We start from the raw sequence: 16,183 nt of genomic DNA, 5'->3' as shown, positions 1-16,183 counted from the left end.
GAGCCGTCGCCCCTGCCGCCGCAGCCCAAGGAGCCGTGTCATGACCGTCATCGAACCAGCGCCCCGGCCCGCCCCGGCCGCCCTGCCCCCGCTCGCGGCGCGGACCGGTTGCGTCGGCGGTTCGCCCGTGCGGGACATCCTCGCCGTCACCGCCCGGCCCGAGGTCATCAACTTCGCGGGCGGGCTGCCGGCGCCGGAGCTGTTCGACCGCGAGGGCATCGCGGCCGCCTTCCGCGACGTGTTCGCCGAGACACCGGCGCGGGCCCTTCAGTACTCCACCACCGAGGGCGAGCCGGCCCTGCGCACCGGGCTCGCCGCACGCATGTCGGCGCGCGGCCTGGCGACCGACGCCGACGACCTGCTCATCACCACCGGCTCCCAGCAGGGCCTGTCGCTCCTGGCGACCGCGCTGCTGGAACCCGGTGACACGGTCCTGGTCGAAGACCCCTGCTATCTGGCGGCACTTCAGGTCTTCGGCCTCGCGGGAGCCCGCGTCGTGGCCGTGCCCGGCGACCGGGACGGAGTGGACCCCCACGCGCTGGAGGAACTGGTCGCGCGGGAGCGGCCCAAACTCTTCTACACCGTGCCCACCTTCCAGAACCCGACCGGCCGGACCCTGCCCGCCGACCGCCGGGCCGCGGTCGCGCGGGTCGCCGCCCGCCGCGGGGTGTGGATCGTCGAGGACGACCCCTACGGCGAGCTGCGGTACGACGGCGAGCGCGTGCCCTGGATCGCCTCGTACCCGGGCGCCGAGGACCGGACGGTGCTGCTCGGCTCCTTCTCCAAGGTGATGGCCCCCGGGATGCGGCTGGGCTGGCTGCGGGCCCCGGCCGCGCCGCGGCGGGCCTGTGCGGTCGCCAAGCAGGCCGCCGATCTGCACACCCCGACCGTCAACCAGCTCGCCGCGGCCCGCTGTCTCGGCGGCCTCGACGCCCATGTGGCCCGCGTCCGGGACGTCTACCGCGCCCGCCGCGACGCCATGCTGGCCGGCCTGTCGGGGGCCCTGCCGGAGGGCTCGACCTGGGACCGCCCCGAGGGCGGCATGTTCCTGTGGGCCCGTCTGCCGGAGTCCTACGACACGACGGCCCTGCTGCCGCAGGTCGTGCGGCACGACGTCGCCTACGTCCCCGGGGCGCCCTTCTACGCCGGTGAGCCCGACCGGTCGACGCTGCGGCTGTGCTTCGTGACGCAGACGCCGCGGGAGATCGAGGAGGGGCTGCGGAGGCTGGGCGAGGGGCTGCGGGGCTGAGGCGGCGAGTTGCACACCATCGTGTGACGTACGCGGAAGCGTGGGCGCGGAGGGTCCAACCAGTGACACAACAACTGGTATGGCAACCAGTAAGCTCACGGTAAGCGTGCCGGACGACCTTCTACGAGCGGCACGGGACGCCGCTGACGGCAACTTGTCCGCCTATGTGGCCAGAGCCATAAGGGACCAACTCCTGCGCGACGCCATGGCGATGTACGCCGAGGACACTGCGCGGCTCGGCGACGACCTGGACGACCTCTACAGTGCGGCGGAGGACGACCTGTGCGACAGCTGAGGCGCGGGCAGGTGTGGACCGTGCCCACGGTCGGCCGGGACCGCATCGTGGTGATCGTGCAGAACGATCACGTTGCCGAGCTGCACCCTGGCGCTGTCCGCTGCGCCCTGCTCGATACGTCCGGTGACCGGCGCGAGTCGCTGGTCACCGTGCGGGTCACGACACCGGTCCGTGGTGTTGTGCTCGCGCCGGACCTGTACAACTTCCGGCTCACTCGCTTCGAGCAGGGCAAGTACCACGGAGACATCCTCGGCGATGAGATGGAGAGGGTGGACATCGCGTTGAGGGCGGTGCTGAATCTCTGAGGGCTGCAGGAGAAGCCCCGACTTCGACGTCAACGAGAGGCGGAGGCGCGGCGGCTGCTGGACGAGGAGTTCGGGATCGACGCCCCGGAGGGGATGACGCTGCTGCCCGGGTGAGGACGGGCCGTCAGTCCCACCAGAAGTGCCAGGCCGGCCGGCCCAGCAGACGGTTCTCGGCGTAGGCGCGGATGCTGGTGTCGTTGCTCTGGAGGAAGTTGTCCGGGCAGAACGCGAAGTGCTCGGCGGCGACGGCCTCCGCCTCGGCGAGGGTGGTCGGCGGGAACGCGACGGAGACGAGCAGATGGTCGAAGCCGAGCGCCACCACGCGTATGCCGAAGCGGTCCTCCCAGGAGCGGAGCACCGCGCTCAGACGGGCGGTGTCGCCCTCATGGTTCACCGGGCCCGACCAGCCGATCGCCGCCGGGATGTCCGCGCTGCGGCGGGCCGGTACGAGCGCGAGACGCGGCTCCTCCAGCAGGCCGCCGCTGCCCACCAGGTCGTCCGCGATGTCCATCGCCACCGCGTCCGGGTCCTCCGCGGAGCCGGAGCCCGAGCCGGGCTCGGGGTCGGCGGTGGCGTCGGCCAGGCCCGGCCACTCCTGCTGCGTCTCCCCGGCCGCGTACTCCTCCCAGAGGTCCGCCAGCACCTCGTCGGCGTCGTGATCCCCCGGATACGACACCGCGTCGGGCGCCAGCTCCCAGACCTCCGGGCCGCCGTGCCCCCCGCCCGCGTCGACGAGGACCGGCAGCAGGCCGGCCGTCCGCCGGGCCGGGGCCAGCGCGGCCCAGGCGCCGGGCACCGCCATGTCGTCCGCGAGCCACAGCAGAGGCTCGTGCCACTGGCCCTCGTCGGTCGCGTCGACGAGCCGCCCGGGCGGGAGTTGGAGTCCGAGAGCGGCACCCGTGGGGTCGCTCGTGAGCTTCGGCAGCGGATTGGGAAGAGTCGCCATGCCGGTGACTGTAGGGGGCGGCACTGACAACTCACCTCGCCACCCGGCGGCACTGACGTCCGACCTCGCCACCCGGCGGCACTGACGTCCGACCTCGCCACCCGGCGGCACTGACGTCCGACCTCGCCACCCGGCGGCACTGACGTCCGACCTCGCCACCCGGCGGCACTGACATCTGGCCTCGCCACCCGGCGGCACTGACGTCCGACCTCGCCACCCGGCGGCACTGACATCTGGCCTCGCCACCCGGCGGCACTGACATCTGGCCTCGCCACCCGGCGGCACTGACATCTGGCCTCGCCACCCGGCTGCACTGAGACAACTCACCTCGCCACCCGGCTGTCGAAGCACTCCTCCTCGCCGCCGCCGGCCGCCGGGTCGAAGCAGGCCCGGACGACGCTGCCCGGGTCGGCCGCGGTCATGGGGGTGTAGACGTAGGAGTCCGCGTCGACGCCGTTCTGGATCTCGACGCCGCGCACGCGACCGTCTCCGGTGCCGCCCCCGGCGCCTCCGGAGCCCCCGGTCGCCGACATCTCCAGCCGGTCGCCGACCCGCGTCCCCCACATCCGGGCCCAACTCGTCCCGCACTCCTGGCTGTAGCGCAGCTCCAGCGAGGCGCCGGTGGCCGTCCGGTACGAGGCGAGGGTCTGCGGCGCGCCCGCGCACTTCATCCGCATCGGGCTCTTGCCCTCACAGACCTCTCCCCGGCAGCGCGGCCCGGTCGCGGACGGGGGCGGTGACAGTGACGCCCCCGGCTCGCCGTCGCGGCCGGGCAGCAACAGGGCCGCCGCGGCGACGCCTCCGGCGGCCACGGCGGACACCGACGCGAGCACCGCGACGAGCGTGGCGCGGCGGTGGACGGAGCCCTGGTGGGCCGAGTTCTCCCGGCTGCCGTCCTCCCGGCTGTAGTCCTCCCGGCTGTAGTCCTCCCTGCTGCCGTCCTCGGCGGGCGCGGTCTCTTCGGGCGAAGGGCACGGTGGCGGGATCCGCGGCTCCTGCGCCGCCGCCCGTCCGCTCCCCTCCGACTCGGCGATCTCCCACAGCGCCAGACAGCGCCCCTCCGGCTCCCCGGCGAGGCGGCACAGCTCCTGCACCGCGTCGCGCGGCGGGAGCGTCCTGCCGTTGAGATAGCGGTCCCAGGACGACTTGCTGAACGCGGTCTTGGCCGCGAGACCGGCCAGGCTCAGGCCGGTGCGGCCCTTCAACTCCCGCAGCGCGGCGGCCAGTCGGGCGCGTTCCGGCGACGGCGTGGTCATCCGCGCAGTTCCTTCCAGGTGTGCGGCCCGATGATGCCGTCCATCACCAGGCCCGCCCGCCGCTGCACCTGCTTCACGGCGCGTTGCGTCACCGGTCCGAAGATTCCGTCGATACCGCCCGGCGAGAGGCCCGCCCGGCGCAGCAGACACTGCGCCTCGGCGACGTCCGGGCCCGCGTGGCCGGTGGCCAGGATGGCGTCCCGGGTGCGGCTGATGCCCGCGTACCAGTGGCCGTCGATCCGCGCGAGACGGCAGGTGTACACCGGTGCCGAGCGCTCGGCCGACGCGGACGGCGACTCGGCCGCGGACACGGCCGGAGATCGCGATACGCCGGTGGCGACGAGGGGCGCCGTCGGCTGTGCCCGCTCGCCGCCGCTCAGCCGTACGACGAGGAGGACGGCCGTGGCCAGCGCCAGCACCAGCGCCACGGCCCCCGCCACCAGGGCGATGTGCAGCGAACGGCCGGGCGAGCGGGTTCCGGTGTCCTCGGGGGCGAAGAGAATGTCCGGCGCCACGACTCGCTCCGGCACCCCCGGTTCGGGCGCCCCCCGCTCCGGCACCCCGGGTTCCGGCACCTCCCGCCCCGGCACCCCTCGCTCCGGCGCCCCCGGCTCCGCCGCGCCGGCGCGGCCGTTCCGCCAGGCCTCCGCGGCGACCTCGTGCAGTGCCAGCAACCGCGTCGGATCCTCGTCCACGGCCCCGGCCAGGGCCTCTACGGCCTCCCGCGGCGGCAGCGAACGGCCGCCCAGATACCGCTCCCACGACTTCTGGCTGTACCCCGTCCGCGCCGCCAACTGCCGCAGGCTCAGCCCGCTGTGGTCCTTCAGCCGACGTAATCGCACCACCAACTGCCGTACGCGCGGATCCAGTTCCGCGGGCAGCGCTGCCCAACGCGACATGTTCCCCCCAATCGCGTTCACGGTCCGGGCCCGCGGTCCGTGGTCAGCGGCCCCCGCGCCCCCGCCGCATTCTGCATCAGCATCCACGGCCCGCACCGGAAGTTGGTTCCGGCACCGGTACGGAATCGGCCACCGGCCCCGTCACGGGCGTCCCGCCACGTCGTCCGGACCCGAACCGTCCGTGCAGGTCAGCGGGTGGGACATCCCGCGATGACGTCACTTGTGCGGCGGCCCTGGCAACGCTCGCCGCCCGCCGCGCACTCTCGTTTCGCCAGCCGGCGGCATCGGCCGCCACCCGAACCAGAGCGAGAGGGAAACCCATGCGACCGAACATCTGGACGAAGACCCTCGTGAGCGTCGGCGCCGTCGTCGGCCTCGCCGCCGGGAGCCTCGCGACCGCGGGCACCGGCTTCGCCGCCTCGGACACGAAGCCGGCCGTGCGCTCCGAAGCCGGCGTCCTCGCGGTGAACAACCTCGGCCTGAGCACCACCCAGGCCCGCTACGTCCAGTGCTGGATCCAGGACTACTGGGGCTACACCGGTGCCCTCGACGGCCAGCTCGGCACCAACAGCTGGAAGGCGCTCCAGCGCTGGCTCAAGGCGCACTGGGGCTACAACGACAGCATCGACGGGATCGTCGGCCCGAACACCATCAAGGCCCTGCAACGTGACCTGAAGGCGCACCACGGCTACACCGGCGCGATCGACGGCATCGCCGGATCGGGCACCAAGGCCGCGTTCAAGGACTTCGCGGCCGACTCCAAGCAGTACTGCTGAGCCGTCGGCCCGGAACGACCGCGGCCCGTCCTCCCCGCGGGGGAGAGGACGGGCCGCGGTGTCACATCGGATGCTCAGAGGCGCTCGGGCGTCCGGATACCCAGCAGGGCCATGCCCTGGTGCAGCGTCCGGGCCGTCAGGTCGCACAGGAACAGACGGTTCTGCACCTGCTCGGGCGTCCCGGCCTTCAGCACCGGGCACTTGTCGTAGAACGACGTGTACAGCGACGCCAGCTGGTACAGGTACGCCGCCAGCTTGTGCGGGGCGTACTCCGCGGCCGCCTCGAAGACCGTGTCGCCGAACGCGTCCAGGTGCAGGCCGAGCGCCCGCTCCGCCGCGTGCAGTTCCAGCTCCGGGTGCGCGGCCGGCCGTACGTCTCCCGCCTTGCGCAGGATCGACTGGATACGGGCGTACGCGTACTGGAGGTAGACCGACGTGTCGCCGTTCAGCGAGACCATCTGGTCCAGGTCGAACTTGTAGTCCCGGTTGGGGGACGTCGACAGGTCGGCGTACTTCACCGCGCCGATGCCCACCTGTGCGGCCCGTTCCTGGATCTCGTCCTCGGTGAGGTCCTGCGCCTTCTCCCGCACGACCTCGGCGGCCCGCTGCACCGCCTCGTCCAGCAGGTCCTCGAGCCGTACGGTCTCGCCCTCACGCGTCTTGAACGGCTTGCCGTCCGCGCCCAGCACCGTGCCGTAGCCCATGTTGTGCGCGGTGACCTCGTCGGTCAGCCAGCCCGCCCGGCGGGCCGTCTCGAAGACCATCTTGAAGTGGAGGGACTGACGGACGTCCACGACATAGAGCAGGGACGTGGCGTGCAGGTCCTGGACCCGGTTGCGGATCGCGGTCAGGTCGGAGGCCGCGTAGCCGAAGCCGCCGTCGGCCTTCTGCACGATCAGCGGGACCGGCTGGTCGTCCTTGCCGCGGATCTCGTCGAAGAACACCACGAGCGCGCCCTCGGAGCGGACCGCGACGCCCATCTCCTCCAGGAGGCGGGCGGTCTCCGGCATGCCCTCGTTGTACGCGGACTCGCCGACGATCTCGTCGTCGCGGATCTCCATGTCGAGCTTCTCGAAGACCGAGTAGAAGTAGACCTTCGACTCGTCCACGAACTGCTGCCACAGTTCGAGGGTCTCCTTGTCGCCGGACTGCAGGGCGACGACCCGCTTGCGGGCCCGCTCCTTGAACTCCTCGTCCGCGTCGAAGACCGCACGCGAGGCCTTGTACACCCGGTTCAGGTTGCTCATCGCCTGCTCGCCGTCGACGTCGGCCGCGGGGGCCAGCTCGCCCGGGTTCTCGAACAGGTGCTGGATGAGCATGCCGAACTGGGTGCCCCAGTCGCCGATGTGGTGCCGGCCGATCGTCTTCTCGCCGGTGAAGTCGAGCATGCCGCGAAGAGCGTCGCCGATGACCGCGGAGCGCAGGTGGCCGACGTGCATCTCCTTGGCCACGTTCGGCTGGGCGTAGTCGATGACCGTGGTGCCCGCGTTCTCCTTCACCGGCACGCCGAGGCGGTCGCCGTCCGCGTGCCGCGCGGCGAGGTTCTCGGTGATCGCCCGGTCGGCGACGGTGATGTTGAGGAAGCCGGGCCCGGAGACCTCGACGTCCTTGATCACGTCACCGGTGACGATGTTGCCGACGACCTGCGTCGCCAGCTCCCGAGGGTTCGACTTGGCCTTCTTGGCGAGCGCCAGGATCCCGTTGGCCTGGAAGTCGGCCCGGTCGCTACGTCGCAGCAGCGGGTCGGCGTCGGCCTCCGGCTGGGTGGCCGAGAGGGCGTTCGCGAGACGCTGCTGGACTTGAGCGGTGAGCGACGTGACCGAGGTCATGGGATGGATGCCGTTCTCCTCGTGGGACTCGATGGGCACGCTCAGTATCCCATGGGGGGTAAAGCGGTTTTCCCGGGCGCGATGCCTTCTGGGAGAATGGTGCGTCAGCCGTTGACCGTACGGCTGCCCTGGAGAAAGAAGGACGTGCCGATCGTGGCTCAGAGCACCGAGACCACCGACTGGGTCTCCCGTTTCGCGGATGAGGTCATCGAGGAGTCGGAGCGTCGGGCCCCGGGCAAACCGGTCGTCGTCGCGTCCGGGCTGTCCCCCTCGGGACCCATCCACCTGGGCAACCTGCGCGAGGTCATGACCCCGCACCTGGTCGCCGACGAGATCCGGCGGCGCGGGTACCAGGTCCGGCATCTGATCTCCTGGGACGACTACGACCGCTACCGCAAGGTGCCCAAGGGCATCGCCGGCGTCTCCGACGAGAGCCACCTGAAGCACATCGGCAAGCCGCTGACCTCCGTGCCGGCCCCGCAGGGCTCGTCGTACCCGAACTGGGCCGAGCACTTCAAGGCCGCGATGGTCGAGTCGCTCGCCGAGCTCGGCGTGGAGTTCGACGGGATCAGCCAGACCGCGCAGTACACCTCGGGCGTGTACCGGGAGCAGATCCTGCACGCCATGAAGCACCGCGGCGACATCGACGCCGTGCTCGCCCAGTACCGCACCAAGCCCAAGGCCGCCGCCAAGAAGTCGCAGAAGCCTCTCGACGAGGCCGAGCTGGAGGCCGCCGAGGGCTCCGGCGCGGCCGGCGAGGACGACGGCAGCTCCTCCGCCGGGTACTTCCCGTACAAGCCCTACTGCGGCAACTGCGAGAAGGACCTCACCACCGTCACCTCGTACATCGACGACACCACCGAGCTGTCGTACACCTGCAACGAGTGCGGCTTCTCCGAGACCGTCCGGCTCAACGAGTTCAACCGCGGCAAGCTGGTCTGGAAGGTCGACTGGCCCATGCGCTGGGCCTACGAGGGCGTCGTCTTCGAGCCCAGCGGTGTCGACCACTCCTCGCCCGGTTCGAGCTTCCAGGTCGGCGGGCAGATCGTCGGGATCTTCGGCGGCGAGCAGCCCATCGGGCCCATGTACGCCTTCGTCGGCATCAGCGGCATGGCGAAGATGTCCTCCTCGCGCGGTGGGGTGCCCACCCCGGCCGACGCGCTGAAGATCATGGAGCCGCAGATCCTGCGCTGGCTGTACGCCCGCCGCCGGCCCAACCAGTCCTTCAAGATCGCCTTCGATCAGGAGATCCAGCGGCTCTACGACGAGTGGGACAAGCTGGACGCGAAGGTCACGGACGGTTCGGCGCTGCCCGCCGACGTCGCCGCGCACTCCCGTGCCGTGCGCACGGCCACCGGTGAGCTGCCGCGGACGGCACGCCCGCTGCCGTACCGGACGCTGGCCTCCGTCGCCGACATCACCGCCGGACACCAGGACCAGGCGCTGCGGATCCTCTCCGAGCTCGACCCGGAGAACCCGCTGAGCGCGCTCGACGAGGCCCGGCCCCGGTACGACAGGGCCGAGGCGTGGATCAACACGCAGGTGCCCGCCGACCAGCGGACCATCGTGCGCGACGAGCCCGACGGCGAACTGCTGAAGTCGCTCGACGAGGCGTCCCAGCAGTCGCTGCGGCTGCTGCTCGACGGCCTCGCCGAGAACTGGTCGCTCGACGGGCTGACCCACCTCGTGTACGGCGTGCCCAAGGTGCAGGCAGGGTTCTCCGCCGACGCCACGCCCAAGGAGCTGCCGCCGGAGATCAAGACCGCGCAGAGGTCGTTCTTCGCGCTGCTGTACCACCTGCTGGTCGGGCGGGACACGGGACCGCGACTGCCCACGCTGCTGCTGGCGGTGGGGCAGGAGCGGGTGCGGCGCCTGCTCGGGGAGTAAGCGGTGACACGGAAGGGGCCCTCGGATCGAGGGCCCCTTTCATGTGCGCCGGTCAGGCGATGTGCTCGTCCGTCAGTTCCGCGTTGTAGCGGTTGGAGAAGCGGTTCACCATGCGCTTCGCCTCGGACTCGTCGAGCGTGACGCCGTACGTCGCCTCGATGTCGGCGATGAGCCCGCGGTGGGTGGGGGCTCCGTTCCCGCTCTTTATCGACTCACGGAAGACCTGGTAGTAGTCCTCCTCGGTCGGCTCCGGAGGCTCCGGCGGGCCGCCGCCCTCGCCGAGCTGGCGGGTGCGGTTCGCGGTCACCGGGATCGGGAAGGTGCCGGTGTCCTCAGGAGAGGGCTCCTGGACCGGCGGTTCCTCCTGGTACTGGTCCTGGTACTGCTCCGCCCGGACCTGCTCCTGGTACCACTCCTCGTAGTGTCCCTGCGGGTCGTACGAGGCGTTGTAGCCGCCCTGGTACTCGACCTGGCGGGGCGTGTTGAACCAGTCCTGCACATAGTCCTGCTGCCCCGGCCCGGGCGGGCCCGCCGGCTCGGGGCGCTGCTCGCCGACGGGAGCCGTCTGCTGAGGGACGGGCGTCGGGGCGGTGGCGGCCGGCGCGGGCACGTCGGCCGCGGGCGCGGCGTCCAGGGCCGGCTGCGGTGCCGGCGGAAGCAGCGCGGGCTCGATGCCCGCCGCGGCCAGCCCCGCCGGAGCCGTGTTCGCCAGCGGAACGCCGTACCGCGCCAGACGCAGCGGCATCAGCGACTCCACCGGCGCCTTCCTGCGCCACGCGCGGCCGAAGCGGGAGCGCAGCCGGGCCTGGTACACCAGGCGCTCCTGCTCCAGCTTGATGACCTGGTCGTAGGAGCGCAGCTCCCACAGCTTCATCCGGCGCCACAGCAGGAACGTGGGCAGCGGGGAGAGCAGCCAGCGCGTGAGGCGGACGCCCTCCATGTGCTTGTCGGCCGTGATGTCCGCTATGCGGCCGATCGCATGCCGGGCGGCCTCCACGGCCACCACGAACAGGATCGGGATCACCGCGTGCATGCCGACGCCCAGCGGGTCCGGCCACGCCGCCGCGCCGTTGAACGCGATGGTCGCGGCCGTCAGCAGCCAGGCGGTCTGCCGCAGCAGCGGGAACGGTATTCGGATCCAGGTCAGCAGGAGGTCGAGGGCGAGCAGAACACAGATGCCCGCGTCGATGCCGATCGGGAACACATAGCTGAAGTTCCCGAAGCCCTTCTGGATGGCCAGCTCGCGGACGGCCGCGTACGAACCGGCGAAGCCGATGCCGGCGATGATCACGGCGCCGAACACGACCACGCCGATGAGAACGCGGTGCATCCGAGTCAGCTGCGGTGGCGCGGCCACTCGTACTCCCCTCCCATTGCGTGTTGTTGCGCGCAACAGAGTGGCACATCCGTACGGCGTACGTTCTCCGGGTACGGGCACGAGCCCGGACCGTTATCGGGCCGGGCTCGTGCAAAGGGCTTGGCTGAGCTGCGCGTTGTGACGCGGAGGTGGGCCGGGTGTGACGGTCAGCTCTTCTTCGCCGCTGACTTGGACGGGGAGCCGGACGGGGACTTCGAGGAGCTGCCGGACGGGGACTTCGACGCCGACTTCGAAGGGGCTCCGCTCGGCTTGCCCGCATCGCCGCCGTCGTTGGCCTCGGCCACCGCCGCGACGACCTCCTTGATCGCCTTCTGGGCGAGCTTGTTCAGGGTGTCCGCGCTCGGGGTCTTCTCACCGGCCAGACCGGCGCCGTTGTAGTCGAGCGTGACGACGACGTTCTCGGCGCGGGCCACGACCGTCTCCTGCTTGAAGGAACCCTCCTTCTTCTTCAGGTCGTAGCGCACCGCCGTCGCCTCGTCGCCCACCCCGGCGACCGGCTCCGACTTCAGGCTCTTCGCACCGGAGACCGACTTCGCGTCCTGCACCTGCGTCTCGTAGTACCCCTGCGCCAGCTCCGCGCCCGAGCCGCGGGTGACATCGGACTCAAAGCGCAGCAGCGAGACGTTGAGCCAGCGGAACTGCGAGCCCTTCACGCCGTTGTTGTCCAGGCTGCTCCAGGAGCAGGAGGCACGCGTCGACGCGTCGTCCGACGAGCCCTTCTTGCCGGACTTGGCCTTCGGGACCAGGTCCTCCAGGGTGTTCTTGCCCAGCACCTTGCACGCGTCCGGGATCGACTTGTACACCGCCGCCTGCACCGTCGGCGACGGACTGGCGGACGACGACGTCGAGCTCTTCGTGCCGCCGCTGCCGTCGGCGGACTTGTCGCCCGAACCGGAGTCCGAGGAGCAGCCCGCGGCGATCAGCATCACGGGGACTGCGGCCGCGCAGACAACGGCTCGGCGCAGGCCCCTCGCCCGCTGCTCGCGCTGGTCACGCCGGTCATGCTCGTCTCGCTTCACTGCTCGCTGCATGGTTCCTTCACTCATGACTGCCACTGTGGTTCCTGCGGTCGGATCGGGTCCGAGGGGCCACGGTACGCGGTGAAGAAGCTGTGCGGTCTCGTTTCGGTTACGTCGCACAAGGGCGTGGAGGTGTGAAGAACGGGCGCTAGTCCGCCAGCGCGTCCGCCAGTTGCGCGGCCAGTTTCTGGGCCCTGTCCTGCATTTCCTCGCTGTCCGGGACCGCGCCGACGGTCGCGGGCTGCTCCTCGTACTCGATGGTCACGATCACGTTGGACGTGCGGAACGCCACAGTCACCGTGCGCTGCTGAGCCGTCGAGCCGGAACCGGCGAGCTCGTCGTCGAGGAACGCCTCGTCGCCGAGGTCCTCCAGTACGCGGGGCTGGAGTTCGGCGGCCGCGGCATCGGTGGACGAGGATGCGGAAGGGGACGTCGAGGACGAAACGGACGGGGATGCGGAGTTCGAGGCCGAGGAGGAGGGCGAGCCGCTCGGGCTGCCGCCGCCGGCGCCGGCGGACGGATCGGTGCTCGCCCCGCCCTCGTCGCCCGCGGTCCCGCCGTCCGAGCTCACCGGCTCGGGCAGGTCCGCCGCCTCCTGCTTCGTCGCGAAGAGCCGCTCCGCCTCGCTGTCGTCGCTGACCGCGGTGTCGTACGACACGACGCGCTCGAAATTGACGAAGAGGTGATCGGTGGCGTCGGCCGACTCCACCTTCCAACGGCAGCCGATCCTGCGGTCGGTGTCATAGGTGAGCGTCGGGGTGCCCTCGTACGCCTTCTCCTGCTGGTCGGCGTCCGTGATCTCCTGGATGCCGGGCAGCAGCGAGTCGAGAGTGTCCTCGCCGACCACGCCGCACGGTTCGGGGAGCACGCGGTAGCGGCCGGGTTCGACCGTCGTGGCCGCAGTGCCGGAGTCGCCGGGGTTGGAGTCGTCACTCGTCGCGCCGCTGTCGGAGCTGCCGGTGCAGCCGGCCAGCAGCGCCGCGAGGAGTGCGGCGACGCCGGATACGTAGGCCTTCCGCTGCACGGTCAGGCTCCTCTCTACGGTGGCTGTGTGGTCGGTCCGCTGCCGGTCTCTCAGTGTCCCCGCTGGTTATTCGCTTGCCGCGCGGGGGCGCCCACTGGAGACAATGTGTATCGCACGCACTGCTGTGGACGCCGGTCCGTTGTCCCTTTTCATCGACCCTGGCGCCGGTTTTGCGATTTCAGACTTGTGTTTAGTTTCCGGGGGAATGAGGACGATATGTCGTACGTGGAAATGCCGGGCGCGAAGGTTCCCATCCGTATGTGGACCGATCCGGCCACGGTCGAGGACGTGGCGCTGCAGCAGCTGCGGAACGTCGCGACGCTGCCGTGGATCAAGGGCCTGGCCGTGATGCCGGACGTGCATTACGGGAAGGGCGCGACGGTCGGGTCCGTCATCGCGATGCGGGGGGCCGTGTGTCCGGCCGCGGTGGGTGTGGACATCGGTTGCGGAATGTCGGCGGTGAAGACGTCCCTGACGGCGAACGACCTGCCGGGGGATCTCTCGCGGCTGCGGTCGAAGATCGAGCAGGCCATTCCGGTGGGGCGGGGGATGCATGACAGTCCCGTCGAGCCGGGGCGGATGCATGGGTTCGCCACCGCCGGGTGGGACGACTTCTGGGGTCGGTTCGACGGGATCGCGGACGCGGTCAAGTTCCGTCAGGAGCGCGCCGGCAAGCAGATGGGGACGCTGGGAAGCGGCAACCACTTTGTCGAGGTCTGCGTGGACACATCCGGTTCCGTCTGGCTGATGCTGCACTCCGGTTCCCGGAACATCGGCAAGGAGCTGGCCGAGTTCCATATCGGCGTGGCCCAGAAGCTCCCGCACAACCAGGGCCTGGTCGACCGTGACCTCGCTGTCTTCGTGGCGGACACCCCGCAGATGGCGGCGTACCGCAACGACCTGTTCTGGGCGCAGGAGTACGCCAAGTACAACCGCACGATCATGATGGGGCTCCTGAAGGACGTGATCCGCAAGGAGTTCAAGAAGGCCAAGCCGGCCTTCGAGCCCGAGATCAGCGCGCACCACAACTACGTGGCCGAGGAGCGCTACGACGGCATGGACCTGCTCGTCACCCGCAAGGGAGCGATCCGGGCGGGCTCCGGCGAGTACGGCATCATCCCCGGTTCCATGGGGACCGGGTCGTACATCGTCAAGGGCCTCGGCAACGAGAAGGCGTTCAACTCGGCGTCGCACGGCGCGGGTCGGCGCATGAGCCGCAACGCCGCGAAGCGTCGCTTCTCGACGAAGGACCTGGAGGAGCAGACCCGGGGTGTGGAGTGCCGTAAGGACTCCGGCGTCGTGGACGAGATTCCGGGTGCCTACAAGCCGATCGAGCAGGTCATCGATCAGCAGCGGGACCTGGTGGAGGTCGTCGCGAAGCTGAAGCAGGTCGTGTGCGTCAAGGGCTGACGGATGGGTGAAGGCCCCCGGTCGACACCGGGGGCCTTCACCGCCGCACCGCCGCTACTTCGGGGCGTGGGTCACCGCGTAGATCATCACGAAGGCCACGATGTGGATGCCGAAGAGGAAATAGCCGAGCCACCACCACATCTGGCGTTCGTTGTGGGGGTCCTTGCGCCGGCTCTTGTCGCCGTCCGCCATCACAGCTCCCTGTGCACTTTGGTGTTGGACGCCTGGGCGCGGGGGCGGACCACCAGGAGGTCGATGTTGACGTGGCTGGGGCGGGTGACCGCCCAGGTGATGGTGTCGGCGACGTCGTCGGCCGTCAGGGGCTCGGCCACGCCCTCGTAGACCTTCGCCGCCCTGGTCTCGTCGCCGCCGAAGCGGGTCAGCGCGAACTCGTCGGTCCTGACCATGCCGGGCGCGACCTCGATCACCCGGACCGGACGGCCGACGATCTCCAGCCGGAGCGTCTCGGCGAGGACGTGCGCGCCGTGCTTGGCGGCGACATAGCCGCCGCCGCCCTCGTAGGTGCCGTGGCCGGCCGTGGAGGACAGGACGACCACCGTGCCGTCGCCGCTCGCCTCCAGCTTGGGGAGCAGGGCCTGGGTGAGGTTCAGGGTGCCGATGACGTTCGTCTCGTACATCGTGCGCCAGTCGGCCGGGTCGCCGGTGGCGACCGGGTCCGCGCCGAGCGCGCCGCCGGCGTTGTTGACCAGGACACCGATGCTCTTGAAGGCCGTCGCGAACTCGTCCACCGCCGCGCGGTCGGTCACGTCCAGCTGGTACGCCGTCGCGGCGTGGCCGGCCGCGTTGATCTCCTCGGCCAGCGCCTCGATGCGGTCCTTGCGTCGGGCGGTGAGGACCACCCGGTAGCCGGCCCCGGCGAGCCGGCGTGCCGTGGCGGCTCCGATTCCGCTGCTCGCACCGGTGACGACGGCGATGCGGGAGGCGGCGGACGGTGCGGCGGTGGGCATGGCTGCTCCTCGTACGGATCGATGCGGTGCGGGCCGGGTCGGGAGACCTGTTCGGCCAGGATAGGCGCGCGGTGCGGTGGGACAATGAGACGGGTGATCCCTCGGGCAGGAGGTGGATCATGGGACAGGCACGTGAGGTCATGGACCGGCTCACCACGGCGATCACCACCGGGAACTCCGACGCCATCGCCGGTCTCTACGCGCAGGACGCGGTCGCGGTCACCCCGGACGGCGGGGAGCTGCACGGACGCGACGACATCGCCGCGTACTGGCGGCAGATGACCGAGGCGGTTCCGGACGGCTCGTACCAGTCGGTGCACGCCTACGAGGTCGGCAACACCGCCATCGACGAGGGTGTGTTCACGGGTAAGAACACCGGGCCGATCCAGTTGCCGACGGGGGAGACGCTGCCCCCGACGCAGAAGGAGATCAGGATCCGTGGGGTGGACTTCGCCACGGTCGACGACGACGGGCGGATCGTGGACTACCGGCTCTACTTCGACGAGATGGAGTTCCTGGGGCAGCTGGGGCTGCTGCCCGACGAGCCGTCCTGAGCCGGGCCGGACGGATCCGTCCGGCGGTCAGTTCCCTCGCGGCGCGTACATGATCACCGCCATGCCCGCGAGGCAGATCAGTGCGCCCGTGACGTCCCAGCGGTCCGGGCGGTAGCCGTCGGCGACCATTCCCCAGGCCAGCGAACCGGCGACGAAGACACCGCCGTACGCGGCGAGGATCCGGCCGAATTCGGCGTCGGGCTGGAGCGTGGCGATGAAGCCGTACGCGCCGAGGGCCATGACCCCGGCGCCGATCCACAGCCAGCCGCGGTGTTCGCGCACGCCCTGCCAGACCAGCCACGCCCCGCCGATCTCGAAGAGCGCGGCGACGACGAAGAGGGCGGCGGAGCGGAGGATGAGCACGGCGATCAGCTTCGCACGCCCTCGT

At 70.8% G+C, this 16,183-nt stretch carries 17 protein-coding genes; 7 read left to right on the top strand and 10 right to left on the bottom strand.

The annotated features are described in order from the left end of the window. The first annotated feature begins 40 nt into the window (after positions 1 to 40). From ACFPQ9_RS17975 to ACFPQ9_RS17965, 3 genes are all read left to right on the top strand, one after another. Positions 41 to 1,249 (top strand): aminotransferase-like domain-containing protein, encoded by a 1,209-nt coding sequence (locus tag ACFPQ9_RS17975; protein WP_380853852.1) that lies wholly within the window; start codon positions 41 to 43, stop codon positions 1,247 to 1,249. A 79-nt stretch (positions 1,250 to 1,328) separates the two neighbouring features. Beyond that, positions 1,329 to 1,544: a hypothetical protein gene (locus tag ACFPQ9_RS17970; protein ID WP_380853850.1), complete on the top strand. Its 216-nt coding sequence runs from the start codon at positions 1,329 to 1,331 to the stop codon at positions 1,542 to 1,544. Then, positions 1,532 to 1,849: a type II toxin-antitoxin system PemK/MazF family toxin gene (locus ACFPQ9_RS17965; protein ID WP_380853848.1), complete on the top strand. Its 318-nt coding sequence runs from the start codon at positions 1,532 to 1,534 to the stop codon at positions 1,847 to 1,849. The genes ACFPQ9_RS17970 and ACFPQ9_RS17965 overlap by 13 nt, the downstream gene beginning before the upstream one ends. A gap of 124 nt (positions 1,850 to 1,973) precedes the next feature. Here ACFPQ9_RS17965 and ACFPQ9_RS17960 read toward each other — a convergent pair whose 3' ends face one another. From ACFPQ9_RS17960 to ACFPQ9_RS17950, 3 genes are all read right to left on the bottom strand, one after another. After that, entirely contained in the window at positions 1,974 to 2,795 is an 822-nt protein-coding gene (locus ACFPQ9_RS17960; protein WP_380853846.1) for a DUF4253 domain-containing protein, read from the bottom strand. A gap of 323 nt (positions 2,796 to 3,118) precedes the next feature. Beyond that, the gene (locus ACFPQ9_RS17955; protein ID WP_380853844.1) at positions 3,119 to 4,051 is read right to left on the bottom strand and encodes a helix-turn-helix domain-containing protein; all 933 of its coding nucleotides are present in this window, start codon (positions 4,049 to 4,051) and stop codon (positions 3,119 to 3,121) included. Continuing rightward, positions 4,048 to 4,950: a peptidoglycan-binding protein gene (locus ACFPQ9_RS17950; RefSeq protein ID WP_380853842.1), complete on the bottom strand. Its 903-nt coding sequence runs from the start codon at positions 4,948 to 4,950 to the stop codon at positions 4,048 to 4,050. Before ACFPQ9_RS17950 ends, ACFPQ9_RS17955 begins: the two co-directional genes overlap by 4 nt. A gap of 320 nt (positions 4,951 to 5,270) precedes the next feature. On the opposite strand from ACFPQ9_RS17950, the gene ACFPQ9_RS17945 reads away from it, so the two are divergent. Continuing rightward, positions 5,271 to 5,726 carry a peptidoglycan-binding domain-containing protein gene (locus tag ACFPQ9_RS17945; protein ID WP_380853840.1) on the top strand — a complete coding sequence of 152 codons (456 nt, stop codon included), beginning with the start codon at positions 5,271 to 5,273 and terminating at the stop codon, positions 5,724 to 5,726. A 74-nt stretch (positions 5,727 to 5,800) separates the two neighbouring features. Here ACFPQ9_RS17945 and argS read toward each other — a convergent pair whose 3' ends face one another. Next, positions 5,801 to 7,555, bottom strand: coding sequence for an arginine--tRNA ligase (gene argS / locus ACFPQ9_RS17940; protein WP_380853951.1), 1,755 nt, complete (start codon positions 7,553 to 7,555; stop codon positions 5,801 to 5,803). A gap of 144 nt (positions 7,556 to 7,699) precedes the next feature. Between argS and lysS the strand changes: the two genes are divergently transcribed. Further along, the gene (gene lysS / locus ACFPQ9_RS17935) at positions 7,700 to 9,442 is read left to right on the top strand and encodes a lysine--tRNA ligase (protein WP_380853949.1); all 1,743 of its coding nucleotides are present in this window, start codon (positions 7,700 to 7,702) and stop codon (positions 9,440 to 9,442) included. Between the two features lie 52 nt (positions 9,443 to 9,494). On the opposite strand, the gene ACFPQ9_RS17930 is transcribed toward lysS, so the two are convergent. The 3 genes from ACFPQ9_RS17930 to ACFPQ9_RS17920 form a co-directional block, all read right to left on the bottom strand. Beyond that, positions 9,495 to 10,799 (bottom strand): DUF2637 domain-containing protein, encoded by a 1,305-nt coding sequence (locus ACFPQ9_RS17930; protein WP_380853838.1) that lies wholly within the window; start codon positions 10,797 to 10,799, stop codon positions 9,495 to 9,497. Positions 10,800 to 10,966: 167 nt separating this feature from the next. Next, on the bottom strand, positions 10,967 to 11,866 hold the full coding sequence (locus tag ACFPQ9_RS17925; protein ID WP_380853836.1) for a DUF3558 family protein: 900 nt from the start codon (positions 11,864 to 11,866) through the stop codon (positions 10,967 to 10,969). Positions 11,867 to 11,987: 121 nt separating this feature from the next. After that, positions 11,988 to 12,863 carry a DUF3558 domain-containing protein gene (locus ACFPQ9_RS17920; RefSeq protein WP_380853834.1) on the bottom strand — a complete coding sequence of 292 codons (876 nt, stop codon included), beginning with the start codon at positions 12,861 to 12,863 and terminating at the stop codon, positions 11,988 to 11,990. 216 nt (positions 12,864 to 13,079) lie between these two features. Between ACFPQ9_RS17920 and ACFPQ9_RS17915 the strand changes: the two genes are divergently transcribed. Next, positions 13,080 to 14,273, top strand: coding sequence for an RtcB family protein (locus ACFPQ9_RS17915; RefSeq protein ID WP_380853832.1), 1,194 nt, complete (start codon positions 13,080 to 13,082; stop codon positions 14,271 to 14,273). 54 nt (positions 14,274 to 14,327) lie between these two features. Here ACFPQ9_RS17915 and ACFPQ9_RS44690 read toward each other — a convergent pair whose 3' ends face one another. Together ACFPQ9_RS44690 and ACFPQ9_RS17905 are read right to left on the bottom strand one after the other, a co-directional pair. Beyond that, positions 14,328 to 14,561 carry a hypothetical protein gene (locus ACFPQ9_RS44690; protein WP_465269576.1) on the bottom strand — a complete coding sequence of 78 codons (234 nt, stop codon included), beginning with the start codon at positions 14,559 to 14,561 and terminating at the stop codon, positions 14,328 to 14,330. Next, entirely contained in the window at positions 14,465 to 15,241 is a 777-nt protein-coding gene (locus ACFPQ9_RS17905) for an SDR family NAD(P)-dependent oxidoreductase (protein WP_380853828.1), read from the bottom strand. The genes ACFPQ9_RS44690 and ACFPQ9_RS17905 overlap by 97 nt, the downstream gene beginning before the upstream one ends. Positions 15,242 to 15,360: 119 nt before the next feature. Between ACFPQ9_RS17905 and ACFPQ9_RS17900 the strand changes: the two genes are divergently transcribed. After that, a complete protein-coding gene (locus ACFPQ9_RS17900) occupies positions 15,361 to 15,795 on the top strand; it encodes an ester cyclase (protein ID WP_380853826.1) in 435 nt (144 codons plus the stop codon). Between the two features lie 27 nt (positions 15,796 to 15,822). Here the strand turns inward: ACFPQ9_RS17900 and ACFPQ9_RS17895 are convergent, their stop codons facing one another. Further along, the gene (locus tag ACFPQ9_RS17895; protein ID WP_380853824.1) at positions 15,823 to 16,158 is read right to left on the bottom strand and encodes a YnfA family protein; all 336 of its coding nucleotides are present in this window, start codon (positions 16,156 to 16,158) and stop codon (positions 15,823 to 15,825) included. Positions 16,159 to 16,183: the final 25 nt, after the last annotated feature.

Source organism: Streptomyces coerulescens, from assembly GCF_042657965.1.
In the GTDB taxonomy this organism is placed as follows: Bacteria; Actinomycetota; Actinomycetes; order Streptomycetales; family Streptomycetaceae; genus Streptomyces; species Streptomyces coerulescens.
The sequence above is the reverse complement of the archived record's forward strand: the minus strand, read 5'-3'. Positions and strand labels throughout refer to the sequence as shown.

What these genes read in the sequence shown, in the direction of transcription:
- argS (WP_380853951.1), bottom strand. Translation starts at nt 7,555, where the DNA reads ATGACCTCGGTCACGTCGCTCACCGCTCAAGTCCAGCAGCGTCTCGCG.
- ACFPQ9_RS17925 (WP_380853836.1), bottom strand. Translation starts at nt 11,866, where the DNA reads ATGAGTGAAGGAACCATGCAGCGAGCAGTGAAGCGAGACGAGCATGAC.
- ACFPQ9_RS17970 (WP_380853850.1), top strand. Translation starts at nt 1,329, where the DNA reads ATGGCAACCAGTAAGCTCACGGTAAGCGTGCCGGACGACCTTCTACGA.
- ACFPQ9_RS17905 (WP_380853828.1), bottom strand. Translation starts at nt 15,241, where the DNA reads ATGCCCACCGCCGCACCGTCCGCCGCCTCCCGCATCGCCGTCGTCACC.
- ACFPQ9_RS17950 (WP_380853842.1), bottom strand. Translation starts at nt 4,950, where the DNA reads ATGTCGCGTTGGGCAGCGCTGCCCGCGGAACTGGATCCGCGCGTACGG.
- ACFPQ9_RS17900 (WP_380853826.1), top strand. Translation starts at nt 15,361, where the DNA reads ATGGGACAGGCACGTGAGGTCATGGACCGGCTCACCACGGCGATCACC.
- ACFPQ9_RS17955 (WP_380853844.1), bottom strand. Translation starts at nt 4,051, where the DNA reads ATGACCACGCCGTCGCCGGAACGCGCCCGACTGGCCGCCGCGCTGCGG.
- ACFPQ9_RS17975 (WP_380853852.1), top strand. Translation starts at nt 41, where the DNA reads ATGACCGTCATCGAACCAGCGCCCCGGCCCGCCCCGGCCGCCCTGCCC.
- ACFPQ9_RS17945 (WP_380853840.1), top strand. Translation starts at nt 5,271, where the DNA reads ATGCGACCGAACATCTGGACGAAGACCCTCGTGAGCGTCGGCGCCGTC.
- ACFPQ9_RS17960 (WP_380853846.1), bottom strand. Translation starts at nt 2,795, where the DNA reads ATGGCGACTCTTCCCAATCCGCTGCCGAAGCTCACGAGCGACCCCACG.
- ACFPQ9_RS17915 (WP_380853832.1), top strand. Translation starts at nt 13,080, where the DNA reads ATGTCGTACGTGGAAATGCCGGGCGCGAAGGTTCCCATCCGTATGTGG.